The sequence below is a fragment of the Nocardia arseniciresistens genome, assembly GCF_046764875.1.
Lineage (GTDB): Bacteria > Actinomycetota > Actinomycetes > Mycobacteriales > Mycobacteriaceae > Nocardia > Nocardia arseniciresistens.
On sequence record NZ_JBKORD010000023.1, the window covers coordinates 1 to 20,517 of the forward strand.

Here is a 20,517-nt window from a genome sequence, read left to right on the forward strand (position 1 = left end):
TGCTGGTGGCCGGTGAGGCGTTCACTTCTGACACTGTGGCCGCGTTCGGTCGGGTGAGTTCGGCTGAGTTGTTCAACTTGTACGGGCCGACGGAGTTCACCGTGCATGCCACGCATGCGCCTGCGGCCGGGGCGGTGGGAGCTGTTCCGATCGGTAAGCCGGTGTGGAACGCGCAAGCGTATGTGCTCGACGCACGGTTCAACCCGGTGCCCGTCGGGGTGGCGGGTGAGTTGTATCTGGCCGGTGATCAGCTCGCGCGTGGCTATTTGGGTCGTGCTGATCTGACCGCGGACCGATTCGTGGCCGCGCCGTTCGGTGATGACGGAGCGCGCATGTATCGCACCGGAGACCTGGTGCGCCGCGGTCCTGACGGCTCGATCACGTACTTGGGTCGTACCGATTTCCAGGTGAAGCTGCGCGGTATGCGGATCGAGCTCGGTGAGATCGAGTCCGCGCTCACCGCACACGAATCGGTGGCACAGGCCGTAGTCGTGGTCAGCTCGAAAGCCAGTACCGACCAGATCGTCGGCTATGTCGTCCCCGTTACCCAGGAGGCGGGCTCGCCCGCGCCCGTGGATGCGGCCGTGTTGCGTGCGTATCTGGCCGGTCGCCTGCAGTCGCACATGGTGCCGTCGGCGATCATGGTGCTGGCGGAGTTGCCGTTGAATGCCAACGGCAAGCTGGATCGTCGCGCGTTGCCGGAGCCGGTGTTCACCACGGAGGTGGCTTTCCGGGCGCCGCGCAATCCGATCGAGCACCTCGTCGCCGAAATGTTTGCCGAGGTCCTGGGAGTGGAGCGGGTCGGCGTCGACGACTCGTTCTTCGCTCTCGGCGGTGATTCGATCGTGTCGATTCAACTGGTGTCGCGGGCGAAGGCGCGGGGTGTGGTGTTCTCCGCGCGCGACGTGTTCGAGCAGCGCACCGTCGCCGGCTTGGCCGTCGTCGCGGAAACCGCGGCGGCACAGTCGGACTCGCTCCCGGTACTGCCGGAGCTGCCCGGTGGAGGGGTGGGCGCCAGGCCGCTGACTCCGGTGGAGCGGTTCATGGTGCAGCGCCCCGGTTCCTTCCACCGCTTCCATCAGGCGGTGACGTTGGGACTTCCCGTCGGTATCGACCGGGCGGGGATCGCCGCGACTGTCGCGGCCGTAATCGATCGGCACGACATGCTGCGGTCGCGGCTGCGCCGACCTGCGGACGCCGAGTGGAGCGTGGAGACCGCCGCGCCGGGCACGGTCGATGTGGACGCGCTGATCGACCACATCGGATTCGACGCCGATGCGTCCGACGCTGAGCTGGCCGAGATCGCTTCGGCGGCATTGGATGCCGCCCTGGAGCGGTTGGATCCGGAAGCGGGCGAGGTGATCCGGGTCGTTTGGCTGGAATCAGCGTCGCCGAGCGACTCCATGAGCGGTGGTGATCGGGAGACGGGCGGGCCGGTCACCACGGCGGGTGTCGCGGATCGGGCCGGGTACGTGATCGTGGTCGCGCATCACCTGGTGGTGGATGGCGTGTCCTGGCGGATCCTGGTGCCGGACTTCGTTACGGCGTGGGGACAGCTGACAGCCGGGCAGAGCCCGCAACTGGAAGCACCGGTCACGAGCGTGCGCACGTGGGCGCATGCACTGGAGCGGGCGGCTGCCGACCGCACAGGGGAACTGGACTTCTGGCGCGGTGTGGTCGACGGGCCCGACCCGTTGTTGTCCGCGCGTGCGTTCGACCCGGCGGTCGATGTGACCAACGTGGTCGACACCATTCGGGCCGAGGTGTCGGCAGAGGTCACCCAGTCCTTGTTGACCACGGTTCCGGCGCTGTTCCACGGCGGCGTGAACGACGGGTTGCTGACCGCTTTGGCGTTGGCCATCGCGGCGTGGCGTGCACAGCTCGGTGTCCGGGAGGACTCCGCGCTGATCCGCCTGGAGGGCCACGGACGTGAAGAGGCGGTTGTGCCCGGCGCCGATTTGTCCCGCACGGTGGGCTGGTTCACCGCGATCTTCCCGGTGCGGTTCGATCTGGCGGGCATCGACATCGATGCCGCGCTGGCGGGCGGTGCCGAGATGGGCCGTGCCATCAAGACGGTGAAGGAACAGTTGCTGGCCGTGCCCGACCGAGGCGTCGGCTACGGGCTGCTGCGTTACCTGAACCGGGATACTGCGGGGTCTTTGCCGGACCGGATGCCGGGGCAGATCAGTTTCAACTACCTGGGCCGGTTTGCCGACAGTGCGGCGCCGGAGGCGTTGCGTGGCTTCGGCTGGCTCCCCGCGCCCGAACTCGCGGGCTTGGTCGGCGCCGCTGATGCGGATATGCCGGCGATGGCGCCGCTGGACATCAACGCGGGTGTGGCCGATGACCGGTTGGGTGCCCGGATCGCTTATCCGGCAACGCTGCTCGACGCCGACCGGGTGCGTGAGTTCGCCGGACTTTGGGTGCGTGCGCTGGAAGCGGTTGCGCGGCATGCGGATACGGTGGACGCGGGCGGCTACACGCCGTCCGATTTCCCGCTCGTGCGTAGTACACAGACCGATATCGACGGCTGGGAGCGCCGCTTCCCGGCGCTGACCGACGTGTGGTCGTTGTCGCCGTTGCAGGCGGGTCTGCTGTTCCACGCGCAACTGGCGGCGAGCTCAGTGGATGTGTACACATCGCAGGCGGTGCTGACCTTGACCGGGCGGGTGTCCGCGGTCCGGCTGCGGTCGGCGGCACAGGCTCTGGTGGACCGGTACGAGAACCTGCGCACCGCGTTTGTCACCGATGCGCACGGCAACCCCGTACAACTGGTCCTCGACGGTGTCGAGGTGGCATGGGCAGAGCGGGACCGCCGGTCGACCGGCGACGCGAGTGACTTGATCGAGGCCGATCGCATGCAGCGGTTCGATCTGACCGCGCCGCCGTTGATCCGGTTCACACTGATCCAGATCGGCGAGCAAGAGTGGTCGCTGGTGGTGACGAACCATCACATCCTGCTCGATGGCTGGTCGATGCCGTTGCTGATGCGGGATCTGCTGGTGCTGTACGCCACCAACGCCGACTCCGCCGGGCTGCCGCCGGTCCGGTCCTACCGGTACTTCCTGGACTGGGCGGCGCAGCAGGACAACTCGGCGTCGAAGGCCGCGTGGACCCGTGCGCTGCAAGGTGTTTCGGAGCCGACCCTGCTGGCCCGTCCGCAAACCGGGCGCGAGATCACCACGTTGTCGGGCGAATACCGCTTCGAGCTGGAGGAGACCGCGACCGCGGGTATCGTCGCGCTGGCCGCTGAGCTGGGTGTCACCGTGAACACGGTGTTGCAGGCGGCATGGGGTCTGGTGCTCGGGCGTTCGACCGGCCAGGACGACGTCTTGTTCGGCACCACCGTGTCCGGCCGCCCGGCCGAGCTGAACGGTGTGGAGAACATGGTCGGCCTGTTCATCAACACCGTGCCGGTGCGGGTGGCATTCGACCCGGCGGAGTCGCCGCGTGCGCTGCTCACCCGCATCCAGGGTGAGCAGGCCGATCTGCTGGATCACCATCACATCGGATTGGCCGATATTCAGTCCGCGGCCGGTCTCGGTGGCCTGTTCGACACGCTGATGGTGTTCGAGTCGTATCCGGTTGACGCCGAAGGGCTCCGCGCGCAGGCCGCCGACATCGACGGGATGGCGGTCGCCGGTCTGGATGTCGCCGACGCCACCCACTATCCGCTGACGCTGATGGCACAGCTGGATTCGCGCTTGCGTATTCGTGCCAGCTACCTGAGTGACCTGTTCGATGCGGACAGCGTCACTCGTATCGCCGATCGACTGGTCCGAGTGCTGACCGCACTCGTCGCCGCACCCGCCGCACCCGTGGGTGACATCGATCTACTCGGCGAGACCGAGCGTTCGAATGTGCTGGAACGCTGGGTATCGTCCGGAAATGACGGCGGCCCCGGGCTGTTCGCCGAGGCAACCACTGATCTGTCGACACTGGTCGACGCGGCGGTGGCGGCGCACGGCGACCGTGTCGCGGTGCGGTTCGGCGACGATGAACTGACCTACGCGGAGCTGGATCAGCGCGCGAATCAGTTGGCGCGCAATCTGATCGGCAATGGCGCCGGGCCGGGGCAGTTGGTCGCGGTGATCCTGCCGCGGTCGTTGGATCTGGTGGTGGCACTGCTGGCGGTGATCAAGACCGGTGCCGGGTACGTGCCGATCGACCCCGCCTATCCCGCGGATCGTATCGCGTACGTGCTGTCGGACGCCGCCCCGGCGAGTGTGATCGTCGACGGCAGCGTGGACGTCGAGCTGCTCGATGGTGTGACCGTTGTATCGATGGCCGGATTCGGTGTGGGGTCCGGTGATCTGGTGGATACCGGCGCGGGACCGATTACCGACGGTGATCGGATCGCGCCGTTGCGGGCGTCGAATACGGCGTACGTGATCTATACCTCCGGTTCGACCGGCCGCCCCAAGGGCGTGGTCGTGCCGCACCGGAACGTGGTGCGGCTGTTCGCGAACACTGATCGCGAGTTCGGTTTCGGCCCGCAGGATGTCTGGACGTTGTTCCACTCGAGTGCGTTCGACTTCTCGGTGTGGGAACTGTGGGGTGCCCTGCTCTACGGCGGCACGGTGGTGGTTGTCGACTACTTCGTGTCGCGTTCGCCCGAGCAGTTCCTCGAACTGCTGCGCCGCGAGCGGGTGACTGTCCTCAACCAGACCCCGTCGGCGTTCTATCAGCTGGCCGAGGTCGATCGCAACGCTGGTGTTTCGGCGCCTTTGGCATTGCGGTATGTGGTGTTCGGTGGTGAGGCACTGGATTTGGGTCGTCTCAGCGACTGGATGGCGCGCCACGGTGACGGTTCGGCCGGTTCGGCAGGGCCGCGGCTGGTGAACATGTACGGCATCACCGAGACGACCGTGCATGTGACACATCGAGTGCTCGATATCGAAACAGTCGCTGCGGCGACGGGTTCGGTGATCGGCCGGGCTATCGCAGCCCTGTCGGTGTATGTGCTCGATACGCGACTGAATCCGGTGCCGGTGGGTGTGCCGGGTGAGATGTATGTGGCCGGACCGCAATTGGCTGATGGTTATCTCGGGCGTGCGGATCTGACGACGGCGCGATTCGTCGCGAATCCGTACGGCGGACCGGGCAGCAGGCTATATCGTTCCGGCGACCTGGCGCGCTGGAACGAGCAAGGTGAGCTGGAACACCTCGGCCGCGCCGACGATCAGGTGAAGCTCCGCGGTTTCCGCATCGAGCTCGGTGAGATCGAGGCGGCGTTGCTCGCGCTGGATGAGGTCGCTCAGGCGGCGGTCGTGGTCCGCTCGGACAACCGGGTCAGCGATCAGTTGGTCGGATACCTGGTCCCGGTCGACGGTGAGGTCGATACCGAGCAGTTGCGGGCGCGACTTTCGGACACGTTGCCGCCCTACATGGTGCCGTCGGTATTGATGGCGCTGGCGGCGCTGCCGCTGACCGTCAACGGCAAGCTGGATCGTAAAGCGTTGCCCGCGCCGGTGGTCGAGGCCGCGACGTTCCGGGCGCCGGTGACCGCGGCCGAGGAGATCGTGGCCGGTGTCTTCGCCGAGGTGCTCGGTGTCGATCGGGTGGGTTTGGACGATGACTTCTTCGCTCTGGGCGGTAACTCGCTGATCGCCACCCGACTGGCTGCTCGGCTGGCGGCGGCGTTGGACACGCAGGTCGGGGTCAGGGAGATCTTCGAGGCGTCCACCGTGGCCGCGTTGGCCGCTCGCGCCGGGTCCGGAATCGGTAGCGGCGCGCGGCAGGCGCTGGTGCCGCAGCAGCGGCCCGAGCTGGTGCCGCTGTCCCTGGCGCAGCAGCGCATGTGGTTCCTCAACCGGTTCGATCCCGAATCGGCGGTGGACAACATCCCGGTGGCCGTGCGGCTGTCGGGCCTGCTGGACCGGCAGGCGCTGCAAATTGCGGTGGCCGATGTGCTGGCCCGCCACGAGTCGCTGCGCACCCGCTACCCCGAGGTGGACGGCACGGCGCATCAGGAGATCGTGCCGACCGGCAAGGTGATCCCCGACCTGTCCCCGGTGGACGTCACCGAGTCCGAACTGCCGCAGCGGCTTTCGGAGCTGGTGCTGCGCGGCTTCGACGTCACCTCCGAGGTGCCGTTGCGGGGTCTGCTGTTCGAGATCAGCCCCACCGAGCACGTGCTGGCCCTGGTGGTGCACCACATCGGCGCCGACGGCTTCTCGATGGGCCCGCTGACCAGGGACGTGATGACGGCCTATGCCGCACGCGTCGGCGGCGGCGAGCCCGCGTGGGCGCCGCTGGCGGTGCAGTACGCCGACTTCGCGCTGTGGCAGCGTTCGGTGCTCGGCAGTGAGGACGATCCGAAATCGGCGATCGCCGAGCAGATCTCGTTCTGGCGAAAGACGTTGGCCGGGCTGCCCGAGCAGCTGGATCTGCCGTCGGACCGACCGCGTCCGGCGATCGCGTCCGGACGCGGCGCGCGGTTGCGCTTCGAGATAGATTCCGACACCCACGCAGGGCTGACCGAGCTGGCGCACGCTCAGGGCACGACCCTGTTCATGGTCGTGCACGCCGCGTTGGCGGCGCTGCTGGCACGGTTGAGCGGCGAGTCCGACATCGCGATCGGCACCCCGATCGCCGGTCGTGGCGAGCGGGCGCTCGACGATCTGGTCGGCATGTTCGTCAACACCCTGGTGTTGCGGACCGAGGTCGACGGTGGTGTCACGTTCCGGGAGCTGCTGCGGGCGGTGCGTGCCACCGATATCGCCGCGTTCGGGCACGCCGACCTGCCGTTCGAGCGGCTGGTGGAGATCCTCAACCCCGCACGCTCGCAGGCGCGCAACCCGCTGTTCCAGGTGATGCTGGCGTGGCAGAACACCGGTCAGACCATGCTCGAACTGCCGGAACTGACCGTCAGTGCCGTCGATCTGCCGAGCGACACCGCGAAGTTCGATCTACAGTTGGTGCTCGCCGAACAGCCGGGCGGCGCGGCGGGCGGGATCAGCGCCGAATTCATTTACGCCACTGACCTGTTCGACGCCGCCACCGTTGCGGACGTCGCACGTCGGTTCACCCGGATAATGAAGGCGATCGCCGCCACGCCGGACCGACCGGTCGGAGATCTGCCGCTGCTCGATGTCACCGAGCGCGCGGTGCTGTTGCAGGACTGGAACGACACCCGCTACCCGATCGAGGTGTCGGCGGGCGATGCTGCGGGGACGCTGATTTCGCTGTTCGAGGCGCAAGTCGCCGCGACCCCGAATGCCACCGCGGTCACGTTCGAGGGGACAAGTCTGTCCTACGCCGAGCTCGCCGAACGTGTCCGGCAGCTGGCCCGTTGGCTGGTCGAGCATGGTGTCGGGGCGGAATCGCTGATCGCGCTCGGTATGCGGCGTTCGATCGACCTGGTGGTCGGCATGTACGCGGCGTTGGCGGCGGGCGGCGGCTACCTGCCGCTCGACCCGGATCACCCGGCCGAGCGCACCGCCTACCTCCTCGCCACGGCCGACCCGGCGTGCGTGCTCACCAGTGGCGACGACCTGCCGATCGACACCGCGCAGGTGCGGATCGATCTGCTCGACCTGTCCGGGTACTCGGCGGCACCGGTCACTGATGCGGATCGTATTGTGCCGGTGCGGCCTTCGAATACGGCATATGTGATTTTCACGTCGGGTTCGACGGGGCGGCCGAAGGGCGTTGCGGTGTCGCATGCGGCAATCGTGAACCGTCTGGTCTGGATGCAGGCCGCGTACGGTCTCACCGCCGCGGATGTGGTGCTACAGAAGACGCCGGCGACCTTCGACGTGTCGGTTTGGGAGTTCTTCTGGCCCTTGCAGATCGGTGCGCGCCTGGTGGTCGCCAGGCCGGATGGGCACCGCGACCCGGCCTACCTGGCCGAGGTGATCGACAGCGAGCAGGTCACGACCGCGCACTTCGTGCCTGCCATGATGTCGGTGTTCGTGGCCGAACCCGCTGCGGCGCAGTGCACCTCGCTGCGGCAGGTGTTCGCCTCCGGTGAGGCTCTGCCCGCGGCGACCGCGCAACGGCTGCGGGAACTGACCGGGGCCCGGCTGCACAACCTGTACGGCCCGACCGAGGCCGCTGTCGACGTCACCTATCACGAGGTGATCGATGCCGACACCGTTTCGGTGCCGATCGGTGCGCCGGTGTCCAACACCCAGGTGTATGTACTCGACGCCCGGCTGCATCCGGTGCCGGTCGGAGTAGCCGGTGAGCTCTACCTGGCCGGTGCCCAGCTGGCGCGCGGCTATGTGGAGCGGCCGGATCTGAGCGCGGACCGGTTCGTGGCCAATCCCTTCACGCCGGGCGAACGCATGTACCGCACCGGCGACCTGGTGCGATGGGTGCCCGCGAGCACGGGTACAGGCGAGCTGGAATACCTGGGCCGCACCGACTTCCAGGTGAAGCTGCGTGGTCTGCGGATCGAGCTCGGCGAAATCGAAGCCGCTCTCACCGCGCTGGAACCGATCGCACAGTCCGTCGTGATCGTGCGCTCCGACGACCGATTCGGCGATCAGCTGGTCGGTTACCTCATCGCGGCCGCCGGTCGTGGCATCGACATCGACTCGGTGCGTGCGGAATTGGCGCGCTCGCTGCCCACATACATGGTCCCGTCGGCCTTCGTGATCCTGAATGCGTTCCCGCTCAACATGTCCGGGAAGGTCGACCGGAAGGCCCTGCCCGCCCCGGTACTGGAGGCACGGGTGTTGCGCCGACCGGTCACGCCCATCGAGGAGATCGTGGCCGATACGTTCGCCGACGTTCTCGGAATCCGCGGGGACGGACCGGAAGTCGGTTTGGACGACGACTTCTTCGAACTCGGCGGCAACTCATTGATCGCCACTCAGGTAACCGCCCGGCTAGGGGCGGCGCTGGACACCCGGATTCCGGTGCGCACGTTGTTCGACGCACCGACGGTGGGGGCGTTGGCCGCACGGCTGTCGACGCACGTCGGGGCGGGTGGTCGCCGGGCATTGGTGGCCGGTCCGCGACCGGAGCAGATCCCGCTGTCGTTGGCGCAGCAGCGCATGTGGTTCCTCAACCGGTTCGACATGGCAAGCGCGGTCAACAACCTGCCGCTGGCGATTCGGTTGACCGGTGACCTGGATGTCGTCGCGCTGCAACAGGCCGTGCGTGACGTGGTCGCTCGACACGAGGCGCTGCGCACCTATTACCCGGAGACCGCTGATGGTCAAGGCGTGCAGGTGATCCTGCCTGCCGGCGCGGCGGCCCCGGCACTGGAACCGATCGCGGTCACCGCGGCGGACCTGAACGCCCGCATCGCGGATGTGGTGCTGACCGGATTCGATGTCACCGGTGGTGTGCCGGTGCGCGCTGAGCTTTTACGCCTCGAGTCGAACGAACACGTCCTGGTGGTCGTTGTGCATCACATCAGTGGTGACGGGTGGTCCATGCGGCCCCTGGCGCGGGACGTAATGGCCGCCTACGTCGCCCGCTCTCGCGGCGAGGTGCCCGGCTGGGCGCCGCTGCCGGTGCAGTACGCCGACTACGCGCTGTGGCAGCGCGAAACGCTCGGCGCCGAGGACGATCCGGAGTCGCTGATCGCCAAGCAGACCGCTTACTGGACGGCGACGCTGGCCGGATTGCCAGGGCGGATCGACCTGCCGATGGACCGCCCACGTCCGGTTGCGGCCTCCAATCGGGGTGGTGTGTATCCGTTCTCGGTCGACGCCGCGCTGCAACAACAGCTGTCGGAGCTGGCCCGCGCGCACGGCGCCAGCTCGTTCATGGTGGTGCACGCGGCGTTGGTCGTGCTGGTCGGCCGACTGTCCGGTAGCGCCGATATCGCGATCGGCACTCCGGTGGCCGGGCGCGGCGAGGCCGAGCTGGACGACCTGATCGGCATGTTCGTCAATACCCTGGTGCTGCGGACGCCGCTGGACCCGAACGCGCCCTTCACGACCCTGCTGGCGCAGACCAAGGACACCGATCTGGGCGCGTTCGCCCATGCCGATGTCCCGTTCGAGCGGCTGGTGGACGTGCTCAGTCCGGAGCGTTCGCAGGCGCATCACCCGTTGTTCCAGGTGGCGCTGTCCTTCGAGGCCACCGGTGTCGGCGGCGCCACACGGGTGACGCTGCCGGGGTTGGAACTCGCCGCGGTCGATTTCGATCCGGGGACAGCGAAGTTCGATCTTCAGCTGGCTGTCGCCGATCCCGTGGACGGTGGCCTGGCGTTGTCGTGGAACTACGCCACCGATTTGTTCGACGCGGAGACGGTGGCGGCGTTGGCCGAGCGCCTGATGCAGATCCTGCGGCGGGTGGCCGCGGATCCGGACGTCGTGGTCGGTGATATTGATCTGCTCGGTGAGGTCGAGCGTGTCGATGTCACGCAGCGTTGGGTGTCGTCGGGAAGTGACGGCGGTGTCGGGTTGTTCGCCGATGCGGCCACTGACTTGTCGACGTTGGTCGATGCGGTGGTGGCGGCGCACGGCGACCGTGTCGCGGTGCGGTTCGGCGACGACGAACTGACCTATGCGGAGCTGGATCAGCGCGCGAACCGGTTGGCGCGCAATCTCATTGCTGATGGTGCCGGCCCGGGGCAGTTGGTCGCGGTGATCCTGCCGCGGTCGTTGGATCTGGTGGTGGCACTGCTGGCGGTGATCAAGACCGGTGCCGGGTACGTGCCGATCGATCCGTCCTATCCCGCGGATCGTATTGCTTATGTGCTGTCGGATGCCGCTCCGGCGGGTGTGATCGTTGATGGCAGTGTGAATGTCGAGCTGCCTGATGATGTGACGGTTGTGTCGATGGATGGTTTCGGCTCGGGGTCCGGTGATCTGGTGGATGCCGGACCGGTTACCGATAGCGATCGGATCGCGCCGCTGCGGGCGTCGAATACGGCGTACGTGATCTATACCTCCGGTTCGACGGGCCGCCCGAAGGGTGTGGTCGTGGCGCATCGGAATGTGGTGCGGCTGTTCGCGAATACTGATCGCGAGTTCGGTTTCGGTCCGCAGGATGTGTGGACGTTGTTCCACTCGAGTGCGTTCGACTTCTCGGTGTGGGAACTGTGGGGTGCGCTGTTGTACGGCGGTACTTCGGTGGTTGTCGATTATTTTGTGTCGCGTTCGCCCGAAGAGTTCCTCGAGTTGCTGCGTCGTGAGCGGGTGACTGTCCTCAACCAGACCCCGTCGGCGTTCTATCAGCTGGCTGAGGCTGATCGGAATGCTGGTGTTTCGGCGCCTTTGGCGCTGCGGTATGTGGTGTTCGGTGGTGAGGCACTGGATTTGGGTCGTCTCAGCGACTGGATGGCGCGCCACGGTGACGGTTCGGCCGGTTCGGCTGGGCCGCGGTTGGTGAATATGTATGGCATCACCGAGACGACGGTGCATGTGACGCATCGGGTTCTGGACGTCGAAACGGTTGCTGCGGCGACGGGTTCGGTGATCGGCCGGGCCATCGCTGGTTTGTCGGTGTATGTGCTCGATACGCGTTTGAATCCGGTGCCGGTGGGTGTGCCGGGTGAGATGTATGTGGCCGGACCGCAATTGGCTGATGGTTATCTCGGGCGTGCGGATCTGACGACGGCGCGGTTCGTCGCGAATCCGTTCGGCGGAGCGGGTGAGCGGTTGTATCGTTCCGGCGACTTGGCGCGCTGGAACGATCAGGGTGAGCTGGAGCATCTCGGCCGTGCTGATGATCAGGTGAAGGTGCGTGGTTTCCGCATCGAGCTCGGTGAGATCGAGGCGGCGTTGCTCGCGCTGGATGAGGTCGCTCAGGCGGCGGTCGTGGTCCGCTCGGATGACCGGGTCAGCGATCAGTTGGTCGGGTATGTGGTGCCGGTCGACGGTGAGGTCGATACCGAGCAGTTGCGGGCGCGGCTTTCGGACACGTTGCCGCCCTACATGGTGCCGTCGGTACTGATGGTGTTGGCGGCTTTGCCGTTGACTGTCAACGGCAAGCTGGATCGAAGGGCGTTGCCCGCGCCGGTAGTCGAGGCCGCCGCGTTCCGCGCGCCTGTTACCGCGGCTGAGGAAGCTGTGGCTGGTGTCTTCGCCGAGGTGCTCGGTGTCGATCGGGTGGGTTTGGACGATGACTTCTTCGCTCTGGGCGGTAACTCGCTGATCGCGACGCGGGTGGCTGCTCGGCTGGCGGCGGCGTTGGACACGCAGGTCGGGGTCAGAGAGCTCTTCGAGGCCTCCACCGTAGCCACGCTGGCCGCACGGTTGGAGCAGAGTGGCGGTGCCGGTCGTGCCCGGCCGCCGCTGGTGGCCGGCAAACGGCCGGAACGGATCCCGTTGTCGTCGGCACAGCGGCGCTACTGGTTCCTCAACCAGTTCGACACGACCACCTCCGCGGTGGACAACATCCCGCTGGCGGTGCGACTGTCGGGTGCGCTGGACGTGGCCGCGCTGGAGCGGGCGCTCGGTGATCTGGTGGCTCGTCACGAAGTGCTGCATACGATCTATCCGCAAACGGCGGAGGGCCCGCATCAGGTGATCCTGCCCGTCGGTGCGACCGCGTGGCGGTTGGCGCCGGTGGAGGTCACCGAGGCCGAACTGGTCGGCAAGGTTATCGAATTCGCGTTGACCACCTTCGACGTCACGGTTGAGGTGCCCTTGGCGGTTGCGCTGTTCCGGATCGCGCCGGAGGAGCATGTGCTCGCGTTCACGGTGCACCATGTCTCGGCCGATGGTTTCTCGCTCGCTCCGCTGGCGCGGGACGTGATGACCGCGTATGTGGCTCGTGTGCAAGGCGATGTGCCGCAGTGGCTTCCGTTGTCGGTGCAGTACGCCGACTACGCGCTGTGGCAACACGCGGTGCTCGGTTCCGAAGAGGATCCGGAATCGCTCGCCGCGCAGCAGGTCGCCTACTGGCAGTCCGTGCTGGCCGAACTGCCTGATCAGCTGGAGCTGCCCGCGGATCGGCCGCGCCCGCCCGCGCAGTCGTTCCACGGCAAGGCGATTCGCTTCGAGATCTCGCCGGAGCGCCATGCCCGCCTGCTCGAGCTGGCCCGCGCGAACAACGCGTCGCTGTTCATGGTGGTGCACGCGGCGCTGGCGGTCTTGCTGTCTCGTTTGTCCGGCACCGACGACATCGCGGTCGGTACCCCGATCGCGGGTCGTGGTGAACGCGAACTCGACGACATGATCGGCATGTTCGTCAACACCCTGGTGTTCCGAACCAAGGTCGCGCCGGGCGACCGATTCTCCGACCTGCTCGCCGACGTAAAGGAACGCGACCTCGAGGCGTTCGCCAATGCGGACGTGCCGTTCGAGCGTCTGGTCGAGGTGCTCAACCCGGTGCGCTCCACCGCGCACAATCCGCTGTTCCAGGTGGGTTTTTCGTTCCAGAACCTGGCCGATACGACCTTCGAGTTGCCCGGCCTCTCGGTGAGCGCGGTCAACTTCGACTCGCAGCTGGCCAAGACCGATCTGCACGTCACGCTGTTCGACCGGCACGCCGAGGACGGCACGGCGGCCGAGATCGGGGCCGAAATCGGCTACGCCGTCGACCTGTTCGACGAGGCCACGGTGCAGAGCTTCGCGGATCGCTTCGTGCGGGTGCTCGACGCGGTGATGGCCGACGGGTCGGTGCGAGTCGGCGAGATCGACCTGCTCGACGTGGCCGAGAGCAACCAAATCCTGCACGGCTGGAACGACACCGCGCGCGAGGTGGATCGTTCGGCGACGCTGGTGTCGCTGCTGGATGCGACCGTGGCCGCCGGCCCGGACGCGGTAGCGATCGTGGCGGACGAGGCAGGTACCGGTGCCGCGCGGCAGATTCTGACCTACGCCGACCTCGACGTCAGGGTCAACCGTCTGTCGCGCTACCTGATCGCCCGCGGTATAGGCGCGGAGGATCAGGTGGCCCTGGCCATCCACCGCTCGGTGGATCTGGTGGTCGCCATGTACGCGGTGGCGCGCACCGGCGCGGCCTATGTGCCGCTCGACCCGTCGCAACCGGCCGACCGCCTGGACTACGTCCTCGCGACCGCCGCACCGTCCTGCGTGTTGACCACGACCGCGGTGCTCGAGTCCCGGGCGGCGGACCAGCAGTCGCAGAGCGCGGCCCTCGATTGGGTTGCCCTCGACGACCTGGATCTGTCCGGCCATCCCGGCCATGCCCTCGCACCGGCCGAGTTGGTGCGCGAGTTCGGCGCTGCCAACACGGCGTATGTGATCTTCACGTCGGGTTCGACGGGTCGGCCGAAGGGGGTGGCTGTGCCGCATGGCGCGGTGGCGAACCAGTTGATGTGGAAGACAGCGGAATTCGGTCTCGGATCCGATGATGCGGTGCTGCTGAAGACAGCTGCCACCTTCGATCTGTCGGTGTGGGAGTTCTGGACCGCCGCCGTCAGCGGTGGTCGCCTGGTGATCGCCGCGCCGGACGGGCATCGCGATCCGACGTACCTGAACGAGCTGATGCGTGCCACGGAGGTGACCACGTTGCATGTGGTTCCTTCGATGCTGGACGCGCTGCTCACGGAATCCGATGGCACACTCAGCCATTCGCTGCGTCAGGTGCTGGCGATCGGTGAGGCGCTGCCCGCCGCGGTTGCGCAGCGGTTCCGTCGTGGCAACGCCGCGTCGCTGTACAACCTGTACGGCCCGACCGAAACGGCGGTGTCGATCACCAGTCACCGAGTGACCGACGCCGATCAGGTGTCGGTGTCGATCGGTGCGCCGGAATGGAATTCGCGTGTCTCCGTCCTCGACGCCCGGCTGCGGCCGGTGCCGGTCGGCGTGTCGGGTGAGCTGTACCTGTCCGGTACCCAACTGGCGCGCGGCTACTTCGGCCGCGTGGATCTGACCGCGGACCGCTTCGTGGCCGATCCGTTCGGCACGGGTGAGCGCATGTATCGCACCGGTGATCTGGTGGCGTGGAACGGATCCGGTGAGCTGGAGTACCGCGGCCGCACCGACTTCCAGGTGAAGATCCGCGGTTTCCGAATCGAGCTGGGCGAGATCGAGGCCGCGTTGCTGGCCCTTCCGGTGATCGCGCAGGCGGCGGTGGTGGCCAAGCAGGACGAGCGTGCCGGTGATCGGCTGGTGGCCTATCTGGTGCCCGCCGCCGGTGCGCTGGATCTGGAGCAGGTGAAGTCGGCGCTGGCCAAGACGCTTCCGTCGTACATGATGCCGACCGCGTTCGTGGTACTCGACGCGCTGCCGCAAAACGCGAACGGCAAGCTGGACCGTCGGGCACTGCCGGAGCCGGAATTCGAGGTCGCTATCTTCCGGGCGCCGTCGACGCCGGTGGAGGAGATCGTGGCGGCGGTTGTGGCCGAGGTGCTCGGTATCGAGCGAGTCGGCGCTGACGATGACTTCTTCGGCCTTGGCGGTGATTCGATTCGGACGATTCAGCTGGTTTCCCGGGCCAAGGAGCGTGGTGTGCGGTTCACGCCACGGGACGTGTTCGATCGGCGCAGTGTGTCCGCTCTGGCCGAGATCGCCACCCTGAGCGAGGGAACCGAGCAGCAACGCCTGGTGGAGCTGCCCGGCGGAGGGGTCGGAGAGATCCCGTTGTCGCCGATCGTGGCGGCGACGTTGGCCAGTGACGCGCCGTTGCGGCGATTCGTGAGGTCGGTGGCGCTGCGACTGCCCGACGACATCGACAGGGAGACCCTGGTCACGATGATCGGCGCTGTCGTCGATCACCACGATGCGCTGCGGTCGCGACTGCGCCATAACCACTCCGCCGACGCGACGCAGGCAGACAGCAGCGAATCGACCAGGGAATCGACCTTGGGCGTCGCAGGCTGGGCCTTCGAGACGCGGGAGCCCGGTGCGATCGACGTCGATGCCCTGGTGCATCGGGTCGACGTGCCGGGCGGCATCGGTGCCGCCGGGTTGTCGCAGCTGGCACGGGCCGAATACGATGCGGCCCTTGGTCGTCTCGATCCGGCGAACGCGGTGATGACCCAGTTCATGTGGTTCGCGTTCGGCGGTGCTCAGCCGGACGTGCTGCTGGTGGTCGGGCACCGTTTCGTCGGCGACGATGCGTCCTGGCGCATCGTGCTCGCGGATCTGGCGGTGGCCTGGTCGCAGCGGGTGGCGGGACGGCCGGTTGCCCTGCCCGCCGTCGGCACCTCGATGCGGCGCTGGGCGCACGCGCTCGCCGAGGCCGCACACGACCCGGCTCGAATTGCCGAACTGCCGTTCTGGCAACAGGTTTCGGCTACTCACGATCCGCAGCTCGGAACTAGAGCATTCGATCCGGCGATCGACACCGTCGCCACCGTTGAGCGGGTGGAGGTGAGTGCGCCCGCGGGTGTGACCGAGGCTGTACTGACCGCGATCCCAGAGCTGTACCGAGGCGGCGCCGCTGACAGCCTGTTGTCGGCGCTCGCACTGGCGGTTTCCCGTTGGCGCGGCGAGGTGGCAGGCGGTGCGGCTCTGGTGCGGGTCGTGAGCACCGATCGAGCGGCGAACGGTGTTGCCGGCGCTGATCTTTCGCGCACCGTCGGCTGGTTCGCCAGTGAGTCCCCGGTGCGCTTGGATCTGGCCGGTGCCGACCTCACCGAGGCGTTCGCGGGCGAAACCGTCTTGGGCGGCATCGTGAAATCCATGAAAGAGCAGCTGCTCGCGGTGCCCGGCATGGGCCTCGGCTACGGCCTGCTGCGGTACCTGAACCAGGACACCGCCGACCAGCTCGGCGGCGTCGGGCACGAGGTCCCAGGTCAGATCAGATTCTGCTATGCGGGTCACCTGCCCAATGGCGCCTCGCTGACGGGCGACTTCTCCGATCAGCCTGCCGAGATGGGTCGGGTACCGGTGGCCGAACTCGGCCTGCCGGATACCGACCTCGACCCGAGCATGTCGGCCAACGCCACGGTCGACATCACCGCGAGCGTTGTCGAGGGGGCGGATGGGCCGCGACTGCGCACCTCGTTCGCCTATCCGGCCGGCCTGCTGACCCGTGCGCGGGTACAGGAGCTCGCTGAGCTGTGGGTGGCCGCGCTCACCGCGCTGGCCTCGCACGCGAGGCAGCCGGACGCCGGTGGCCGGACGCCGTCGGATCTGCCGCTGGTGTCGGTCGGGCAGTCGGACATCGAGATATTGGAACGCGAGTACCCGGTGCTGGCGGAGGTATGGCCGCTGTCGCCGTTGCAGTCCGGTCTGTTGGTCGAGGCTACGACGAGCCGTTCGGCGATCGACGGCTACACCATGCAAGCGGTCGTCGACCTCGACGGCACGGTCGATACCGCACGATTGCGGGCGGCGGCCCAGGGCATCCTGGACCGTTATCCGAACCTGCGGGCGGCCTTCACAACGGATTCGACCGGCCAATCGGTCCAGGTGATTCAGGCGCAGGTCGAGGTGCCATGGCGCGAGGTCGACCTGACGACATTGCCGCGGGAGCTGCAGCACACGGAGTTGCAGCGCCTGGTGACGGTAGAGCGCGAGACACGCTTCGATATGGCGGCGGCATCGTTGATCCGCTTCACCCTGTACCGCACCGATGCGGTCGTCGAGGATGTGGCCGCGGAGGTTGCCACCAATGGTCAGGTCGCGCCTGCTCAGGGCACCTGGCAACTGGCCGTCACGACCCACCACATCCTGCTCGACGGCTGGTCGTTGCCACTGCTGATGCGGGATCTGCTGGTGCTGTATGCGGTGCGCGGCGACGCGACCGCGCTGCCGGCGGTGGGGTCCTACCGTGATTTCCTGTCCTGGCTGGCCGGACGGGACAAGCAGGCGTCATTGCAGGTCTGGCAGCAAGCCCTCGCCGGGGTGGAGGAGCCGACCCAGCTGGCGCCGCAGCAGCGTACGACCGACACCGGCGAGGTCGGCAAACTACTCACCGAGTTCGACGCCGAGGGCACCCGCCGGATCGCCAAGCATGCCGCCGCACTCGGTGTGACAGTGAACACTCTGGTTCAGGCTGCGTGGGGCATCGTGCTCGGGCGTATGACCGGCCGCGCGGACGTAGTGTTCGGCGCCACCGTGTCAGGCCGTCCGGCCGACCTGCCCAGCGTGGAGTCCATGGTGGGTCTGTTCATCAACACGCTGCCGGTGCGCGTCCGCGTCGACGACAACGGGTCGGTCGGCGAGTACCTGCGTGGTCTGCAACGCGACCAGGCGGAGCTGTTGGATCATCACTATGCGGGCTTGAACGACATTCAGCGGATCGCCGGTGCCGGAGCACACTTCGATACCCTGCTGGTGTTCGAGTCGTATCCGGTGGACAAGGAGGCAATCGCCGCCGCCAACTCGATCGACGGCATGTCGGTCACCGGTGTCGGAGTCGCCGACACCACCACCAACTATCCGCTGACGCTGGTGGTGTCCGCCGAGTCGACGATGGAATTGGCCTGGACGTACCGGGACGGCTGGTTCACCACCGAAGAGGTGGAGGTCCTCGCCGCACGCATGCACCGCGTACTGGAGGCACTGCTGGGTGACCCGGCAACGCCCGTCGCTGACATCGACATCCTCGATGCCGCAGAGCGGGCTGCCCTTCTCGGTGAATCCAGCTCCGCTGCAATCGAATCCGCCGCCACATCGGCCGGTCACGCGAATATTTCGCTCGACGCGGGCCCGCGGACAGTGGCCGAGGTGCTCGGTGCGGTCGCCGGGGCGGACCCCTTCGCTGTGGCGCTGCTCACCGGTGATGCCGAAGTCGCCTTCTCCGAGCTGGATTCGCGGTCGTCGCAGTTGGCCCGCGTGTTGATCGGCCGGAGCATCGGTCCCGGCGATACTGTCGCCGTGGCACTGCCGCATTCGGTCGAGCAGGTGCTCGCGCTGTGGGCGGTCCAGAAGGCCGGTGCCGCGGCCCTGCTCGCCGGCGACCTGTCTTCCGGCGAGATCCTCTCCACCGGAGCCGATATCGTGATCACGGCGCAACCGGCGGATGGATCGCCGCGCGGGCTGGCGCTCGCGGAGCCGGCGACGCGGGCGGAGATGGCCGCCGCGGCGGCCCATCCGGTGTCCGACGACGACCGGGTGCGCCCGCTGCACGAGGACCACCCGGCCTTCGTGCTTCCCGCTGTCGGTCCGGCTGCGGTCTCGACTCGGACCGTCCTCACCCAAACACAAGCGCTGGACCGCGCGCGGACCCTATGTGCGGAGAACGAGATCGACTACGAATCAGTGACATACACCACTGCGGCATCGGGCACCGCGGCGGTGGCCGAATTCCTGACGGCAGCCACTGTCGGCGCGATGTCGGTACTGCCTACCGGCGATTCGGCGTCCGATCGCGCCGATGGCGAGGTCACCCACTGGTTCGTCGTGGCGGCCGAAATGAACGAGGAGGAGACCATCGATGACGGGTTGCGTATCATCGCCGAATAGCCCGGTCACCCCCAGCGGTGACGAAATCACCCCGACCGGTCGCGGAAGCTGGAGCCGTCCGATATGGCGGGCCGGACACTTCGGCGGGGCCCGGCCGCAGCCAATCGAGGGAGTCGACTGTTCGATGAAGCGTTCTGCACTGCACAGAGGTAACTTGCGGCGCACCATTGTGGTGGCGCTCGCCGCCATGGTGGGCGTCGCGGCGTTCGGTGGTACCGGCGTGGCGGACCCGGCGAAATCGCCTGCCGTCACCTCCGTCGTCAAGGACGGGCGCACGTGGCATCTGAAGGTGTACTCGGCGTCGATGGACAGCGAGATCGCCGTCGATGTGCAGCGTCCGGTCGACGAGTCCACGCCCGCGCCGAACCTTTACCTGCTGAGTGGCCTGGACGCCGGTGAGAGTTCCGCGAGCTGGAAGGACCAGACCAACGTCCTGCCGTGGCTGACCGACAAACAGGTCAATGTCATCCAGCCGATCGGCGGCAAAGGCAGCTACTACACAGACTGGATAAAGCCGGATCCGAAGCTCGGCGTGAACAAGTGGCGGACCTTCTTCACCGAGGAACTGCCCCCGCTGCTGGACAAGACGTTGCAGTCCACCGGCCGCAACGCGCTGGCCGGCGTATCGACCTCCGGTACTTCGGTGCTGCAGTTGGCGGAGGCCAAGCCCGGTCTGTGGAAGTCGGTCGGCGCCTTCAGCGGTTGCGCGCAGATCGCCGACCCGGTCGGCAGGCAGTACGTCAAGCTGGCCGCCGAAACCTGGGCCGGCGGGAATGTCGATAACATGTACGGCCCCTCCGACAGCCCATTGTGGGCGGACAACGATCCGGTTATCAACGCGGAGAAGCTGCGCGGCACCGAGCTCTACATCTCCAGTGGGAGCGGCATCCCGGTGTCGGCGGATTTGCAGTGGTACCAGGAAAATGCGCCGGGTCCGGTCGGCATGGTGAATCTCGCGGTGGGCTCTGTCATCGAAGCGGCCGTCAACGCGTGCACGAGCAATCTGAAGGGCAAGCTCGAGTCGCTCGGGATCCCGGCCACCTACGACTTCAATTCGATCGGAACGCACCGCTGGTCGTATTGGGACGACACCTTCCGTGAATCCTGGCCGATGCTCGCACGGGGCATGGGGTTGCCTGCTTGATGATCCGTTCTCTCGCGGCCGTCTGAAACGGGTCGCGAGGGCTGCGGCCAGCAGCACATCTGCCGTCCAGGCGGCCGAACGAAACGAAACCGGGCTACAACCCGTGGTGCGAGATCGACCTGCGGTGCCGCTGCGGTC

General features: G+C 67.2%; 2 protein-coding genes. Both read left to right on the plus strand.

All coding sequences use genetic code 11. The features are described 5' to 3' along the window. Positions 1 to 19,235 (plus strand): non-ribosomal peptide synthase/polyketide synthase (locus ACLMAJ_RS33375; protein ID WP_412017878.1); only part of this gene is annotated, 19,235 nt, incomplete at its 5' end. Between the two features lie 124 nt (positions 19,236 to 19,359). Next, complete coding sequence (locus ACLMAJ_RS33380) at positions 19,360 to 20,379, plus strand: alpha/beta hydrolase (RefSeq protein WP_412017879.1); 1,020 nt, start codon at positions 19,360 to 19,362, stop codon at positions 20,377 to 20,379. The last annotated feature ends 138 nt before the right edge of the window (positions 20,380 to 20,517 follow it).